Annotated in this window: 11 protein-coding genes; 6 read left to right on the forward strand and 5 right to left on the reverse strand. The window is 73.0% G+C overall.

Features of this window, described 5'->3' with window-relative positions; translation table 11 throughout:
• Window positions 1–37: 37 nt before the first annotated feature.
• Window positions 38–1165 carry an ROK family protein gene (locus ACFC06_RS11855; RefSeq protein WP_375929737.1) on the reverse strand — a complete coding sequence of 376 codons (1128 nt, stop codon included), beginning with the start codon at window positions 1163–1165 and terminating at the stop codon, window positions 38–40.
• 110 nt (window positions 1166–1275) lie between these two features.
• Between ACFC06_RS11855 and ACFC06_RS11860 the strand changes: the two genes are divergently transcribed.
• Entirely contained in the window at window positions 1276–1491 is a 216-nt protein-coding gene (locus tag ACFC06_RS11860) for a zinc ribbon domain-containing protein (RefSeq protein WP_375929738.1), read from the forward strand.
• A gap of 9 nt (window positions 1492–1500) precedes the next feature.
• On the opposite strand, the gene ACFC06_RS11865 is transcribed toward ACFC06_RS11860, so the two are convergent.
• From ACFC06_RS11865 to ACFC06_RS11880, 4 genes are read right to left on the reverse strand one after another with little or no spacing between them, the layout of a single operon-like run.
• Complete coding sequence (locus ACFC06_RS11865; protein ID WP_375929739.1) at window positions 1501–1776, reverse strand: SelT/SelW/SelH family protein; 276 nt, start codon at window positions 1774–1776, stop codon at window positions 1501–1503.
• 19 nt (window positions 1777–1795) lie between these two features.
• Window positions 1796–2194 carry a YchJ family protein gene (locus tag ACFC06_RS11870; protein ID WP_375929740.1) on the reverse strand — a complete coding sequence of 133 codons (399 nt, stop codon included), beginning with the start codon at window positions 2192–2194 and terminating at the stop codon, window positions 1796–1798.
• 34 nt (window positions 2195–2228) lie between these two features.
• Window positions 2229–2603: a hypothetical protein gene (locus ACFC06_RS11875; protein WP_375929741.1), complete on the reverse strand. Its 375-nt coding sequence runs from the start codon at window positions 2601–2603 to the stop codon at window positions 2229–2231.
• Window positions 2604–2650: 47 nt separating this feature from the next.
• On the reverse strand, window positions 2651–5062 hold the full coding sequence (locus ACFC06_RS11880; protein WP_375929742.1) for an AAA family ATPase: 2412 nt from the start codon (window positions 5060–5062) through the stop codon (window positions 2651–2653).
• A gap of 421 nt (window positions 5063–5483) precedes the next feature.
• Here ACFC06_RS11880 and ACFC06_RS11885 point away from each other — a divergent pair, with 421 nt between their 5' ends.
• The 5 genes from ACFC06_RS11885 (at window position 5484) to ACFC06_RS11905 (ending at window position 15579) form a co-directional block, all read left to right on the forward strand.
• Window positions 5484–8489, forward strand: a complete 3006-nt coding sequence (locus ACFC06_RS11885) for a DUF5691 domain-containing protein (protein ID WP_375929743.1) — start codon at window positions 5484–5486, stop codon at window positions 8487–8489.
• Window positions 8486–9586, forward strand: coding sequence for an AAA family ATPase (locus ACFC06_RS11890; RefSeq protein WP_375929744.1), 1101 nt, complete (start codon window positions 8486–8488; stop codon window positions 9584–9586). Before ACFC06_RS11885 ends, ACFC06_RS11890 begins: the two co-directional genes overlap by 4 nt.
• A gap of 49 nt (window positions 9587–9635) precedes the next feature.
• Window positions 9636–12035, forward strand: coding sequence for a DUF5682 family protein (locus tag ACFC06_RS11895; protein WP_375929745.1), 2400 nt, complete (start codon window positions 9636–9638; stop codon window positions 12033–12035).
• Window positions 12036–12186: 151 nt separating this feature from the next.
• A complete protein-coding gene (locus ACFC06_RS11900; protein ID WP_375929746.1) occupies window positions 12187–13350 on the forward strand; it encodes a VWA domain-containing protein in 1164 nt (387 codons plus the stop codon).
• 96 nt (window positions 13351–13446) lie between these two features.
• Window positions 13447–15579: an ADP-ribosylglycohydrolase family protein gene (locus ACFC06_RS11905; RefSeq protein ID WP_375929747.1), complete on the forward strand. Its 2133-nt coding sequence runs from the start codon at window positions 13447–13449 to the stop codon at window positions 15577–15579.
• The last annotated feature ends 20 nt before the right edge of the window (window positions 15580–15599 follow it).

A 15599-nucleotide genomic window follows, 5' to 3' on the forward strand; every position in this document is an offset into this window, starting at 1 on the left:
TCCGGTCAATATTCGACCGCCTTAAAATAACCACGAATCAAACCGCCTGCGCGGCGACCGTCCCCAGCGGGTCACGGAACAGCTCGTGCAGCACCACGCCGGCGGCCGACATCACCAGCACCCGCCCGGGAAAAGCCGATTCGACGATCACCTCGGCCGGGTCGGCCCCGATCACCGAATGCGCGCGCACCGCGTCGTCGTAGGCCTCGCGCAGGCCCGGTATCAGCCCGAAGCCGCGATCCACCAGAACCAGGGCCTCCGGGTCGAGCAGGTCGATCAGGGCCGCCGCGACCGCGCCCATGGCCGCGGCGCGTTCGAGGAAGCAGGCGCGTTCGGGTCCGCCCGCGGCGGCGGCCGCGACCAGTTCGGGGACCGTGGCGTGCTGCCCACCCGCCTTGATCAGCAGGGCCTGATCGCCCAGGTCGGCCAGATCGGTGGCAGGATCGGCTGTCGCACTGAGCAACCGGGCCACCGACCCGGCCCCGGAGTGCGGGCCGTAGTGCACCCGGCCATGCACGGCGAAGGCGGCGTCGATGACATTGCCCACGAACAGCACGATCGAACTGGCCGTCTCGCGCAGATGACCGTAGAGCTGCTCGGCGTGCATGAGCGCGCGGGTGTGGCTGTCCACGCTCACCGGCAGACCGGTCCGGGCGGCGAAGTACTCGCGCACCGGGATGTCGCGCCAGCGCAGGTAGGAGTGGTCGATGACGGAGCCGGTGGTGGTGTCGACGCGGCCACCGATCGCCACGCCGAGACCACGGATACGCCTGCTGTCGTCGAGGCCCTCGGCCACGGCCCTGACCCGCTCGATGGCGGTGTCGAGGATGTCGTAGGGGGCCAGCGTGCGGTGCGGGAGCTGTTCGGTGTGCAGCACGGTGCCCGCGATGTCGACCACCGCGACGGTGCTCTGCGCGGCCGCGATGTGCACCGCCAGCACCACATTGCCCGCGCTGTCGAGCGCGATCGGGCTGTGCGGGCGCCCCACACCGCCGGGTCCCGCGGTCTCCGGCAGTTCCACCAGCAGACCGGCCTCGAGCAGCGCGCGGCTCTGGCAGGTCACCGTCGCCGGGGACACTCCGGCCCGTTTGGCCACGATGCTGCGCGGCGCCGAGCCCAGTGCGAGCACCGCCTGTAAGACCGCCCCCGCACTGCTGTTCGTCATGTGCCACACCTCGCCGTCACTCGTGACCGATCACGGTACGGAGCGCGGCGGGCGCGGCGAAGGCTTCAGCGCAGGGTGATCCCAACCCGGGCGGTGCCTACACTGGGCCGATGCCGAACTACAGCTTCCGGTGCCGCTCCTGCGGCGACACGTTCGAGGTCAGCCGTCCGATGGCGCGGTCGTCGGACCCGGCGTCGTGTCCGGCCGGGCACGACGACACGGTCAAACTGCTCACCACCTTCGCGGCCGTGGGACGCGGTTCGGCGCCTGCCCCGGCCCCGCGGCCCACCGGCGGCGGTTGCTGTGGTGGAGGCGGGTGCTGCTGAGGCCCGTGGTCAGTCGCGGCGGTCGCTGTGGCCGAGGTCGCGGTCGGGGGCGATGCGGTCGCGCACGCGCTGCTTGAGGACGGCGATCTCGGGAAAACCGCCGTCGGCCTTGCGTTCCCACAGCTGTTCGCCGTCGAGGGTGATGCGGAAGATCCCGCCCTCGCCGGGGATCAGCGCGACTTCACCGAGGTCGGTGGCGAAGGTGCTCAGCAGTTCCTGCGCCATCCAGCTCGCGCGCAACAGCCAGCGGCATTGGGTGCAGTATTCGATCGCGATCCGGGGCATGGGTGCAGTATCCCCCGCGTCAGCTCTGGAACGTGCCGTCCAGGTACACCCAGGCGCCGTCGACCCGGACGAACGTGCTCACCTCGTGCAGGGATTCACGCGCGCCGTCGAGCCGGTAGTGGGCGATGAATTCGACGGTGCCGTTGTCGTCGAAGGGCCCGCCCCGCTCGGTCCGGACGACCTCGAGGAACAGCCAGCGCTGCCCCGCGTCGAGTTCCAGCGTGGCGGGCCGGGTGTTCGGATGCCAGGTCCGCAGCAGGTAGTCCACGTCGCCGACCACGAAGGCGGTGTAGCGCGAGCGCATCAGCGTCTCGGCCGTCGGGGCCGCCCGCTCACCGGCCAGGATCGGCCCACAGCACAGGTCGAACGGTTCGCCGCGACGGCACGGACACGGTTTCGGATCAGCCACGGCGCTCATCCTGCCGGACCGCGACGGCGGCGGCCGACCGGCCTCAGCCGAACGGCTGGTGTGCCAGCGGGACGAGCGCGAGGGCGGCGGCCAGGGCGGCGGTCTGCTCGCGCCAGCGGCTCAGGTCGGTGACACCGGGCGCCATCTCGTAGTCGAGGTGGTGGGCCGCGCGCGACAGGGCCGCCCACAGCGCGCCGACCTGTCCGGCGGTCTCGGGTCCGGCGTAGACGCGCAGCGCGAGCAACTGTGCGCGCATCGGGCAGCGCATGAGTTCCGGGGCGATCTGCGCCCACAACTCGTCGACCGCCTGCTCGAGCGCCAGCCGCAGAATCCACGCCACCGCGCGCGACCACACCCCGCCCGCGTCCGGCACCGCCCCCGTCAGCAGGTGCTCGGCCGCGGCGAGCCGCTCTTCCACCGAAGGCCGCCGCGTGAACTTCGCCCGTGCGGGCCTGCCCCGCCGATTCACGAGCGGGTGAGGGTCGGTTCGTGGGCGCGCAGCCAGGTGATGAAACGTTCGGTGTCGCTGATCAATTCGCGCATCGGACGGTCGATCGGCACGTGCGCGCCCGCTGTCGCGTCGCGCAGGACACCGACCAGCCAGCGGCCACCGACCGCGCTGAGGTGCTTGTTGAGATCGTCGACGCGGGCGCCGGGGCCCATGATGGCCAGGGTGATCATGGCGCGGGTGGTGTGCGCGTTGCGCACGCGGCGTTCCACCTCGGCGTGATCGAGGCCGCGGGCGAGCAGTTCGTGGCGGGCCTTGGCCAGCCCGGCCGCCTCGATCGCCGAACGGCAGCAGGTGGCGACCAGTTCGTCGGCGATGGCGGGCGGCAGCTGGGGTGTGCGCACCAGCGAGCGGGCGTCGTCGAGATAGCGGCGCACCGGGTCACCGGTGACCCGCACCTCCACCAGTGAGCGGTCACGGCGCTGCACCTCGAGCACCGTGGCGTCGAGTTGCATGCGCCGCACCGCCTCGGCCAGCCGCTCGTCGTGGGTGAACACCACCACCTGCCGGGCCACGGCCACCTCGGCGAGTACCCGCGCGAGCCCGTCGACCTTGGCGGGGTCCATCGCCTGCACCGGGTCGTCGATCATCACGAAGCGGAAAGGACTGTGCGCCACCGTCGCCCGCGGCAGGAACAGCGAGAGCCCCAGCGCGTGCAGCTCCCCCTGACTCATCACACCCAGCGCCGCGCCGTCCACCTCGTCGACGGTCACATCCAGCAGTACCCGCCGCGCCGTCCCCGCGCTGCCCTGCAACCGGATCGCGCCCAGCTCCACATTGCTCTGCTGGCGCAGCGTGCTCCACACCCACCGCGCGGTGCTCTCCAACGGCCGCATCCGCTCCCCGCGAATGGTCGCCGTCGCCGACTTGAGCCACTCGGCCGCCTTCTTCACCACCCGCAACTCCCCCGCGTCGGCCGAGACCGCCCGCGCGGGATCGAGCCACGCGAGAATCCGCGGCACCAGCGGCGACCACACCGCATCGAGCCGCTCGAGTTCGCCGCGCGCCTGCTCGTGCAGTGCGGCCAGCTCCGCGGCGAGCGCGGTGAAGGTGTCACGCACCCGTTCGGCGAAGTCGTCCCCGGGGTCCGCCGTCGCGAGCGCGGCCCATGCCGCCCACCTGCGCCGCACCACTTCTGCGTGGTCTGTGGTCGGCGCGGTGATGGCCAGTTCCGGTGGGACCGGGGTCGGGAGGGCCCGGGTGGCGGTGAGGGCGGTGTCGAATTCGGCGCGGGCCGCGCGCAGGGCGGTGAGTTGCTCGCGGCGGTGGGTGATTTCGGCGTCGGCGGCGGTGAGCCAGGCGGTGTCGAGATCGCCGCGGCCGCAGACCGGGCAGGGGCAGGTGCCGGTCGCGGTGGCGTGGGCGCGGGCACGGGTGAGCAGGTCCAGGACGCGCAGGTCGGCTTCGGCGTCGGTGGTGGCGTGCCGGGCCAGATCGGCGCCCGCCTCGGCGAGGCGATCGGTGGTGGCGGCGACCAGGGCCGGGTCGGGCAGGGCAGGCCGCAACAGCGCGCGCAGCTCGTCGGCACCCAGTGCCGGGCCGCTGACCTCGGCGGCCACCGCGTCGAGGTCGGGGTCGGGGGCGCGCAGGAGTTCGGCGACGCGGCGGGCGCGGTCGTCGTCGACCTCGGCGAGCTCGGCGAGCAGGTCGGCGCGGGACTGCCGCGAATCCTTCACGGCGCGTTCGAGTTCAAGTTTGCGCAGGCGGATGCGTTCGGCGGCCGCGGCCAGGTCGTCGAGGCCGAGCAGGCGGTGCAGCGCGTCGAACAGGTCGCTCGGTTTGCCGTCGACCAGGGCGCCGAGCTCGCTGTAGGACAGGAACGGGCGGTACAGCTCGAGATGCCTGCGCCGCGCGCGCGGGTCGATCGGCCGCGGTGCGGCCTCGCCCCGGCGTTCGGTCCAGCGCGCGTCGGACAGGTCGGTGCCGGGCGCCCAGTACGTCGCGATGGTGCGGTCGGGTTCGTCACCCGCGGTGAGCAGATCCACCTCGATCCGGGCCAGGTCGGGTTCGTGCAGGTTGCGCCAGCCTTCGCGCCAGGCCGTGGACCGCCCGTCCCAGCGGCGATTTCCCCCGGTCAGCGCGAATTCGGCGGCCTCGGCGAAGCTGGACTTGCCGCTGCCGTTGCGGCCGACCACCAGGGTGAGACCCGGGCCGGGATTCAGCCGCAGGGTGGCCGTGGGCCCGATGCCGCGGAAGCCGTGCACCGTGATCGCGCGCAGGAACACGCCGGTGTCGCCCGCCTCCCCGGCGGGCTGTTCACCGTCGAGCTCGGTGAGCGCGGCGAGCACGCATTCGGCGACCCGGTCCTCCACAGCCGGATCGGCGGCGAGCTCGCGCGCGACCACCTCGGCGATCCGATCGGAGCACACTACCGACAACCCCCTTCGCGCCCGCGCGCAACGCGGCGACCAGGTTGCCCGGGCGCCGTGACCCTGCCCGGAACGCTACCCGATCGCCGGGCGTTCGCCCAGGGGATGCCTTGGGCCCCAGCGAATCTGCCCGCGGGAGTGGAATGGCCATCGCGGAGCCGCGGCGGGCCCTCGATGTCCACCCCTCGCCCACCCCGGCGGGCAGCTCGATGAGGTGCTCACACCCGCGATACGCTCCCTCGAGCGGAGCGGGTGGTCCGGGCGAGCCGAACAGGTCAGAATGCCAGACATTGCTGTTCATGGCAAGTGCGGTCGCGCGAATCTGCCATCGCACCAACGTTTTCCAGCGGTTTCCGTGCTCGGACCGAAAGTTGTCGGTGTGCTGCGGTAGATATTTCGGCGACACAGAACGGGGGAACCGATGACCGAAGCGCAGACACCGTGGACCGAGGATCAGGTCCGCGCGCTGGCACCCGACGCGAGCTCGCTGACTGCCGCCCGCAAGCTGGCGGGTCGCTGGCGCGAGACCGGCACCGCGTCGAACGCGGTGTGGGGGCTGTGCCAGGGCAGCGGCTCCAAGCCGTATCAGACCATCGTCGATCTGGCCGGTCCCGCGTACAAGTGCTCGTGCCCGAGCCGCAAGTTCCCCTGCAAGCACGCCCTGTCGCTGCTGCTCACCTGGGCCGGCGGCGCGGTGCCCGCGGCGGCGGACCCGGCGGATTTCGCGGCGCAGTGGCTGGCGGGCCGGGCGGCGAAGGCGGCCGCGCCCGCCGCGCCCAAGGCCGCGAAGGTTCCGTCGGAGGCAACCGCCGAGCAACGGCGCGCCCGGGTGTCGGCGGGCCTCACCGAGCTCGACGTGTGGCTCACCGATCAGATCCGCACGGGCCTGGCCCAGGCCGACCGCTCGTTCGCGGCCTACGAGGCCATCGCGGCCCGGATGGTGGACGCGCAGGCGCCGCGCATCGCCGAGGCCCTGCGCAGGCTGCCCGCCGCGGTGGTCACCACCGAACACTGGCCCGAGGTGCTGCTGCGCGAGTACGCCCGCCTGCATCTGCTGGTGCAGGCGCATCGCTCGCTGGACGCGCTGCCCGAACCGCTGCGGGCGGGCGTGCGCACCCAGGTCGGCTATCCGGTGCAGGCCGAGTCGGTGCTGGCCGAGCCCGCGGTGCGCGACCGCTGGTCGGTGCTGGGGATGCGCGTCAGCGAGGAGCAACGCCTGCACACGCGCCGCACCTGGCTGCGTGGACGCTCCAGCGGTCGCTGGGCCGTGCTGGTGGAGCACTCCTTCGGCACCCCGAACTTCACCGGTGAGGTGCCCGCGCCGGGCAGCGAGGTCGACGCCGATCTGCACTACTACCCCGGTCCCGTGCCGCTGCGCGCGCAGTGGGGCACCCGGCACGGCGCGCCGGAACCGTTCACCACCGTGCCCGCCGTCGGCGGCACCGGCATCGACGACGCGCTCGACGCCTACGCCGCCGCGCTGGGCGCCGACCCGTGGCTGCGGGGCCTGCCCGCCGTCCTGGCCGACGTGGTCCCCGTGCTCGACGAGCGCGGCTGGCAGCTCGTCGACGCCGACGGGGTGGCGCTGCCGCTGCCCGCCGGCGTGCATCCGTGGCGTTTGGTCGCGGTGGCGGGCGGTCATCCGGTGACGGTGACCGGCGAGTGGGGTGCCAACGGATTCGATCCGGTCTCGGTGCTGGCCGTCGGCCAGATCACCGACCTGGAGACCGAGTTCCCCACCGTCACCACCACGACTCCCGAACTGGCCGAACTGGTCTCGGTGGCGCTGATGGGCACCGCCCGGCGCGGTGTCGACGGCATCACGCTGGACTCCGCGGTGACCACCGCTGTCCCCCAGCGCGCCGGCGAACCCGCGACGCGCCTGCTCGACACCGCCGCTCTCCAGGACCTCTACCTGCGCGCGGGCCGTCTGCCCGGCACCGCCCCCAGACCCGCTCCCGCCGTGGACGACCCGCGTCCCGTGCTGCCACGCCAGGCCGCCGCCCGGCTCAGCCGCCTGCTCGCCGACAAGTCGCCGTTCCTGCCCGAATGGTTCGCCGCCGCGGAACCTTTCGACTTCCGGCTGCCCGATGTGCTGTGCGTGCAGGCGCTGTCGGCCGCGGCCGCCGATACGTCCTCGCGCGGCAGGCTGCTGCGGCTGGCGGGCAGGCGGGGCCGCTGGCTGGCCGCCCGCAACCCCGCCTGGGCCAAGCTCGCCGACGAATTCCCCATCGACCGCGGCGTGCTCGAATCGGCCGAGCCCGCCCTCGGCACCGTGGCCTCGGGCGAACCCGCGCCTGCCGCACAGCCGGACTCGGGAACCACCGGTGACACCTTGTCGTCGGAGACGGCTCCCGGTGAGGAGGCCACCACCGGCACCCTCCCGGGGCACGACATCTGGCTGTTCGGGACCGCGGGCGAACGCAAGGACTGGTTCCGGGAGCTGCGCGGTTCGGACGCCGCCGCGGCCCTGGCGGTGCTCGACGCCGCGTGGCCCAAGGAGTCCGGGCCGGTCAAGGCCGAGCTGCTCGGGCTGCTGAAGACCGGGCTCGGTCCCGCCGACGAGCCGCTGCTCGAGCGGGCGCTCGACGATCGGCGCGGGGATGTACGGCGCACGGCGGCCGGGCTGCTGGCGCGGCTGCCGGGTTCGGCGTTCGGCGCGCGGATGACGGCGCGGCTGTCGACCTGGGTGACGGTGGGCGCGGACGGCGCGCTGCTCGTCGAGGTACCCGCCGAGGTCGACGCGCAGACCCGCCGCGACGGCATCACCGACAGCACCGACCAGCCCACACTGCGCTGGGACACCGTCGACGCCACGGTGCAGACCCTGCACCAGGTGATCGCCGCGACACCGCTCGGGGCCTGGACCGGCATTCTCGGCACCGCCGGTACCGCCGCGACGGCGACGGCCGCCCTGTCGACCCCGCTGCCCGCCCGGTACGCGAAGGCGATCGTCGACGGGTGGGTCGATGCCGCGCTAGCCGCCCGCGACAGCGTCTGGGCGCGCGAACTGTTCGGCCGCGCGACGCCGACCGAGCAGGCCGTGCTGCGCCGCCGGGAGCTGTTCACGCTGCTCGACACCGCCGACCGGGTCGCGCACATTCTCGACCTGGACGCCCACCAGCTCACCGAACTGCACGCCATCCTGCCCGGCCTCGCCCATCCGTGGCCGGAGCAGGTCGCGGCACACGTGGTGCGGCTGCTGGGCGAGCGGGCCCGCACCACCGCCCGCCAACCCCACGCGAACGCAGGCGTCTACGCCGATCGCGCCGTACTCACCGCGGCGGGCGTCCACCTGCCCGTCACCCTGGCAGGCCGGATCACCGCGCTGGCCGACACCACCGACGATCCGGCCTGGCAACAGGCTTTCCACCGACTCGCCCACGATCTCACCGACCGCGCGACCATGCTCGAGGAGCTCCGATGACCACTGCCGAAGCCACCACCACCCTGCTGCGCCCGCACGCCGAACAGGCCTTCGCCGACGAACTGGCCGCCCTGGCCCGCGTCGACGACCGGCCCCGGCCGCCGTCGTGGAAGCTCTCGCCGTGGGCGGTGGTCACCTATGTGCTGGGTGGCACCCTCGACGACGGCACGGTGATCACGCCCAAGTACGTCGGCCCGCGCAGGCTCATGGAGGTCGCCGTCGCGACCCTGGCCACCGATCGCGCCCTGCTGCTGCTCGGGGTGCCGGGCACCGCGAAAACCTGGGTGTCGGAACATCTCTCGGCGGCCGTCAGCGGCGAGTCCACCCTGCTGGTGCAGGGCACCTCGGGCACGGCCGAGGAGGCCATCCGTTACGGCTGGAACTACGCGCGCCTGCTGGCCGAGGGGCCAAGCGATGCCGCGCTGGTCCCGTCGCCGGTGATGACGGCCATGCGCACCGGCGCCATCGCCCGCATCGAAGAGCTCACCCGCATCCCCTCCGATGTGCAGGACGCGCTCATCACGGTGCTGTCGGAGAAGACGCTGCCGGTGCCCGAGCTCGGCGCGGAGGTGCAGGCGGCCAAGGGCTTCAATGTGATCGCCACCGCCAACGACCGCGACCGTGGTGTCAACGATCTGTCCTCGGCGCTGCGCCGCCGCTTCAACACCGTGGTGCTGCCGCTGCCCGCCGACGAGGACTCCGAAGTGGCCATCGTGAGCCGCCGGGTCGAACAGCTCGGCGCCGCACTGGAACTGCCGACCGTGCCCGCCGCCGCCGAAGAGGTGCGCCGCGTGGTCCGCGTCTTCCGCGAACTGCGCTCGGGCATCACCGCCGACGGCCGCACCAAGCTCAAGTCGCCCTCGGGCACGCTCTCGACCGCCGAGGCGATCTCGGTCATCACCAACGGCCTGGCGCTGTCGGCGCACTTCGGCGACGGCGTGTTGCGCGCCTCCGACATCGCGGGCGCGGTGCTCGGTTCGGTGATCAAGGACCCGGTCGCCGACTCGGTGATCTGGACCGAATACCTCGAGGCCGTCGTCCGCGAGCGCCCCGACTGGGCCGACTTCTACCGCGCCTGCCGCGAGATCGCCGGCTGACCCGCACACCGCGGGGGAGGACGGATCGCACAGCACCGATGGGGTTTCGATGAGTGAACAGACAGACGACGGCGCCAACCCGCTGCCCGGCGGGACCGCGACGGTTCCCGGACCGGACGGGGACGCCGGGGCGACACCCGTGACGCGGGTGTTCGGCATCCGGCACCACGGTCCCGGCTCGGCCCGCTCCCTGCGCCTGGCGCTGGAGGAGTTCGGCCCGGACGCGATCCTCATCGAGGGTCCCGCCGACGCCGATCCGCTGGTCGGGTTCGTCGCCGCCGACACCATGACCCCGCCGGTCGCACTGCTGGCCTACGTCCCGGATTCGCCTGCCCGCGCGGCCTTCTGGCCGTTCGCGGTGTTCTCCCCGGAGTGGCAGGCCATGCGCTACGGCGTCGACCACGCGGTCCCGGTCCGTTTCTGTGACCTGCCCGCGTCCCAGGTCCTGGCCGCTGACGACGCGGACCGCGGCGGCGACCGCACCGACCCGCTGGGCACCCTGGCCGCCGCGGCGGGCTACGACGACGCCGAACGCTGGTGGGACGCGGTGGTCGAATCCGTCCCGGACAGCACCGCTTTCGACGCCATCACCGAGGCGATGGCCGCGCTGCGCGAAGACGCGCCGGTGTCCCCGGAGACGGACGCCACCGACGCCGACCCCTCGGCGGTCGAACCGCCGGAGACGCTCGACGGCGCCCCGGGCGCGTCACCCGGCGAGGGCAGTGCCACGGCGGCAAGGGAATTCGCTCCGCTCGTCGTCGACCAGCACACCCTGCGACGTGAGGCGCACATGCGCCAGACCATGCGGCAGGTGCTCAAGGGTGGGGCGCGGCGGCTGGCGGTGGTGTGCGGCGCGTGGCACGCGCCCGCGCTGACCGGACCGCTCGGCCCGGCGGCTCCGGACACGCGGCTGCTCAAGGGTCTGCCGAAGACCAAGGCCGCGCTGACCTGGGTGCCCTGGACGCATTCACGGCTGGCCGCCGGGTCGGGCTACGGCGCGGGAGTCACCTCGCCGGGCTGGTACCACCACCTGTTCAGCGAGACCGAGCGGCCGGTGGCGCGGTGGCTGACCAAGGTGGCCGGGGTGTTGCGGGCCCACGATCTGCCGGTGTCGAGCGCGCACATCATCGAATCGGTGCGGCTGGCCGACACCCTGGCCGCGCTGCGCGGGCGGCCGCTGGCCGGGCTGTCCGAGGTCACCGAGGCCGTGCGCTCGGTGATGTGCGGCGGCGACGAGACCATGCTGCGGCTGGTGGTCGACGAGCTCGTGGTGGGTGAAACCCTGGGCGGCGTCCCCGAGGACACCCCCACCGTGCCGCTGGCCGCCGACCTGCGGGCGCGGATCAAGACCCTGCGGCTCAAGCAGGAGCCGCTGGCCCGCACCGTCGACCTGGACCTGCGCAAAGAGCGCGAGGTGCAACGCTCGCATCTGCTGCACCGGCTGCGGCTGCTCGGGATCGACTGGGGCACACCGACGGTCGGCGAGACCCGCAACACCGGCACCTTCCGCGAGACCTGGTCGCTGCGCTGGGAACCGGAATTCGAGGTCAGGATCGTGGAGGCCGCGGTCTGGGGGACGACATTGCGCACGGCGTCCGAGGCCAAGATCCTCGACACCGCGTCCCGCGACGACGTCACCGTCGCGGCGCTGGCCGACGCGCTCGAGCTGGCGCTGCTGGCCGATCTCGGCGGTGCCACCGAGGGTCTGATCACCCGGCTCGAGGCCGCCGCCGCGCTCGACCACGACGTCACCCATCTGCTCACCGCGCTGCCCGGTCTCACCCGGACTCTGCGCTACGGCGATGTCCGCGGCACCGACACCAAGGCGCTGGCGCACGTGGCCGACGGCCTGCTGGTGCGTATCTGTGCCGGCCTGCCCGGCGCGGTCACCGGCCTCGACACCGACGCCGCCGAGGCCCTGCGCGCCCAGATCGATGCCGCGCACACCGCGATCGGCACCCGCGACAACGAGCACGCCACCGCCGAATGGCTCGCCACGCTCCAGCGCATCGCCGACCGCGACGACGTGCACGGCGCCATCGCGGGCCGCGCGGTCCGGCTGCTGTGCGACGCCGAACGCATCGACGACGCCGATTCCGCGCGCCGGCTGGCCGCGGCGCTGTCGGTCGGCAACACGCCCGCCGCCAAGGCCGCCTGGATCGACGGCTTCCTCGGCGGCCGCGGCCTGCTGCTCGTGCACGACCGGGAGTTGTTGCGCCGCATCGACGAATGGCTGCGCGGCCTCGCCGAGGACCAGTTCGTCGCCACCCTCCCCCTGCTGCGCCGCACCTTCGGCTCGTTCGAATCCGGCGAGCGCCGCGCCATCGGCCAGGCCCTGCGCGACACCGGCACCACCACCCCGGTCGCCTCGGGTACCACCGCCGTCGACCCCGCCCGGGGACAACGGGCGCTCCTGGCCGCCACCACGATCCTCGGCGCCGCCGGATGATCGCCCTGCGGGCGGTCTCCGCGTGGCACCGCGACCACCGGTTCCCGTCCTCGACCGACCGCGCGGCACGGGAAGTCCACCACGCGAGGCCCGCGACCGCCCGATCACAACCGACGCACCGCCCCGTGCACGACCACCAGGAGCACACAGGATGACGGATTCCGACGAAACCCGTTCGCGCCGCTGGCGGCTCGTGCTCGGCACCGCCGCCGAGGAACAGCTCGGCGGCCTGTCCGGCGGTGCCGACCAGGCGATGGATCAGGCGCTGGCCGCGCTCTACAACACCGGCGAGGCGAGCGGGTCGACGAAAAGGTCCGGCGGACTGGGTGGTTCGGCCCCGCGGGTCGCGCGCTGGCTCGGCGATATCCGCACCTACTTCCCGGCGACGGTGGTCGAGGTGATGCAGCGCGACGCCGTGCAGCGCCTGAATCTCACCCAGCTGCTGCTCGAACCCGAACTGCTGGAATCGGTGGAACCCGATGTGCACCTGGTGGGCACGCTGCTCGGGCTCAACCGGGTGATGCCCGAGACCACCAAGGCCACCGCCAGGATGGTGGTGGAGAAGGTGGTGCGCGAGATCGAGCGGCGCATCGCGGCCAAGACGGTGGCCGCGGTGTCGGGCGCGATCAACCGGGCCGCGCGCACGCACCGGCCCAAGCTGCGCGATATCGACTTCGACCGCACCATCCGCAAGAATCTCGCCAACTACCTGCCCGAACAGCGCACCGTGGTGCCCGAGCGGCTGGTCGGCTACGGCCGCAAGGCGCAGGCGGTCCAGCGTGATGTGGTGCTGGCCATCGATCAATCGGGGTCGATGGCGGCCAGCGTGGTGTACGCCTCGGTGTTCGGGGCGGTGCTGGCCTCGATGCGGTCGCTGAAGACCTCGCTGGTGGTGTTCGACACCGAGATCGTCGATCTCACCGAGCAGCTCAGCGATCCGGTGGACGTGCTGTTCGGGACACAGCTCGGCGGCGGCACCGACATCAACCGCGCCATCGCCTACTCGCAGTCGCTGATCACCCGGCCCACCGACAGCCTGTTCGTGCTGATCTCCGACCTCTACGAGGGCGGGGTGCGCGAGGAGATGCTGCGCCGGATGAACGCGATGAAGGAGGCGGGGGTGCAGGTGGTGGTACTGCTGGCGCTCTCCGACGAGGGCGCCCCGGCCTACGACCGCGACAACGCCGCGGCGCTGGCCGCCCTCGGCATCCCGGCCTTCGCCTGCACCCCGGACAAGTTCCCGGATCTGCTGGCGACCGCGCTGGACCGCGGCGACATCACCCGCTGGGCCGACACCCACGCACCGGCGGTGTGATCCCGTCGGCGCACGGCGGTGCGGTGGACTCGGGAGCGTTCCCGGCCGGGGCCAACTAGGCTGCGAACGATCGAGTTCGGTGAACGGGGTGAGGCGATGTTGCGGCACGGGGAGGTCTTCGCCGGTTTCGTCATCGAGCGGGAACTGGGGCGCGGCGGGATGGGCGCGGTGTACGCGGCGCGGGACCGGCGGCTGCCGCGGCTGACCGCGCTCAAGCTCATGCACCGGGATCTGTTCACCGACTTCGAGATCCGGTCCCGGTTCGAGCGGGAAGCCGACCTGGTCGCCCAGCTCGACCATCCGAACATCATCACCGTCTACGACCGCGGGATGGACGAGGACCGGCTCTGGATCGCCATGCAGTTCGTCGACGGGCTGGACGCGGCGGCGGTGCCGGTGCGGGAGTTCGGGACCGAGCGGATCGCGCAGATCGTGGCCCAGACCGCGAGCGCGCTGGACTACGCGCACCGCCAGGGCGTCCTGCACCGGGACGTGAAACCGGCCAATATCCTGCTCTCGCGCACGGCCGGTGTCGGCGCGGGCTTCGACGAGCGGGTGCTGCTCACCGATTTCGGCATCGCCAAACTCCTCGACGACACCGGCGGCCTGACCCGCACCGGCCAGTTCACCGCCACCATCGCCTACGCCTCTCCCGAACAGCTCAGCAGCGCGCCACTGGACGGCCGCGGCGACCAATACTCCCTGGCCTGCACCGTCTTTCGCCTGCTCACCGGCACCGGCCCCTACGACGCCCCCAACCCGGCCACCGTCATGCTCGGCCACCTCAACGCCCCTCCACCACCGGCCAGCACCCGCCGCGACACGCTGCCGACGGCCGTCGACGCCGTCCTCGCCAAGGCCATGGCCAAGAACCCGGCCCACCGCTTCCCCACCTGCGCCGAGTTCGCCACCGCCCTCACCACCGCCCTGCGCACCCGCACCCCGACCGGGTCCCTCCGTGCAGTGCCCGGCGCCTCGACCCACGACCCCAGCCGTCTCGCCACCACCGCGCCCAGCACCGCCGCCGGTCGCCCGAATGTCAGCGAACCCGCGCCGCCGACCGTCCGGCCCACCGTGGGCGGCGACGCGGCACCGGCCTGGCTCGACGCCGTGCACGGGTGTCTGCTCGGCGGGGCGCTCGGGGACGCCCTCGGGGCGCCGGTGGAGAACAAATCGTTGCGCCAGATCCGGAGCGAGTACGGCCCGGCGGGAGTGCGAGAGGTGGCGGCGCTGCGGATCTCGGAGGAGACGCAGCTGACCGCGTTCACCGTGGAGGCGCTGATCCGGGGGTCGGTGCGGGCCAGGGCCGATGGTGTCGGCGGGGCGACACTGGGGTTGTTGCAGCAGGGGATGCTGGTGTGGTTGCGGGGGCAGGTCGACGAGGTGCCCGAGCAGCCGGGCGGGCTGTTCAGCACGCTGAGCGGGCACACCGAGCTGGTCGAGCAACGCGGACTGGCGAATTCGGTGTACACGGCACTGCGACGGGCCGCGCAGCGCCGGGCGCCGACCGATCCGCTCGGCACCAGGGAGCGGCCGGTCAACGATTCCAAGGGCAGTGGTGCGGTGATGCGGGCGGCTCCCTGCGGGTTCGGCTACGCGGCCGACCGCAGCGGGGCGGCGCTGAGCGCCATCTTCGAATTGGGTTGCGACACCGCCGCGCTCACCCACGGTCATCCGAGCGGGTGGTTACCGGCGGGCACGCTGGCCGCGCTGGTCTACCAGTTGTCGCGCGGCACCGACACCTCCACCGCCCTCGACAAGGCCCGCGCCGAACTCGCGAATTATCGTGGCCACCAGGAGACCTCGGCCGCGCTCGACGCCGCGAGCACGCTGGCAGCGCGCCTGGCGCGAGCGGGCCGGACCGCCACGCCCGAGGACCTGGAATCCCTCGGCCAGGGCTGGATCGCCCCGGAAGCACTCGCCGTCGCCGTCTTCGCGATGCTCGCCGCCGAAACGATCGGCGGCCCGGCCCACCAGATCGTGCGCACCGGACTGCTGTTGTCGGTCAACCACTCCGGCGACAGCGACGCCACCGGCTCCCTCGCGGGCAGCCTCCTCGGCGCCCGCTACGGCCGCCCGGCCCTGCCCCGCCGCTGGTCCGGCACCGTCGACGCCGCCCCGGTCCTGCACCGCCTCGCCACCGACTACTGCACCGAGTTCGGCCTCAACCCGCCCAAGGACACCCACGGCCGCCCCCCGAACACCTGGGTCGACCGCTACCCCGCCTGACCGGTGGTGCGACCTCCCCC

The sequence above is a fragment of the Nocardia sp. NPDC056064 genome (genome assembly GCF_042266925.1).
Taxonomy (GTDB): Bacteria; Actinomycetota; Actinomycetes; order Mycobacteriales; family Mycobacteriaceae; genus Nocardia.

Coding starts and splice junctions, on each gene's coding strand:
- ACFC06_RS11855 (WP_375929737.1), bottom strand. CDS start 1,165: ATGACGAACAGCAGTGCGGGGGCGGTCTTACAGGCGGTGCTCGCACTG.
- ACFC06_RS11860 (WP_375929738.1), top strand. CDS start 1,276: ATGCCGAACTACAGCTTCCGGTGCCGCTCCTGCGGCGACACGTTCGAG.
- ACFC06_RS11865 (WP_375929739.1), bottom strand. CDS start 1,776: ATGCCCCGGATCGCGATCGAATACTGCACCCAATGCCGCTGGCTGTTG.
- ACFC06_RS11870 (WP_375929740.1), bottom strand. CDS start 2,194: ATGAGCGCCGTGGCTGATCCGAAACCGTGTCCGTGCCGTCGCGGCGAA.
- ACFC06_RS11885 (WP_375929743.1), top strand. CDS start 5,484: ATGACCGAAGCGCAGACACCGTGGACCGAGGATCAGGTCCGCGCGCTG.
- ACFC06_RS11890 (WP_375929744.1), top strand. CDS start 8,486: ATGACCACTGCCGAAGCCACCACCACCCTGCTGCGCCCGCACGCCGAA.
- ACFC06_RS11895 (WP_375929745.1), top strand. CDS start 9,636: ATGAGTGAACAGACAGACGACGGCGCCAACCCGCTGCCCGGCGGGACC.
- ACFC06_RS11900 (WP_375929746.1), top strand. CDS start 12,187: ATGACGGATTCCGACGAAACCCGTTCGCGCCGCTGGCGGCTCGTGCTC.
- ACFC06_RS11905 (WP_375929747.1), top strand. CDS start 13,447: ATGTTGCGGCACGGGGAGGTCTTCGCCGGTTTCGTCATCGAGCGGGAA.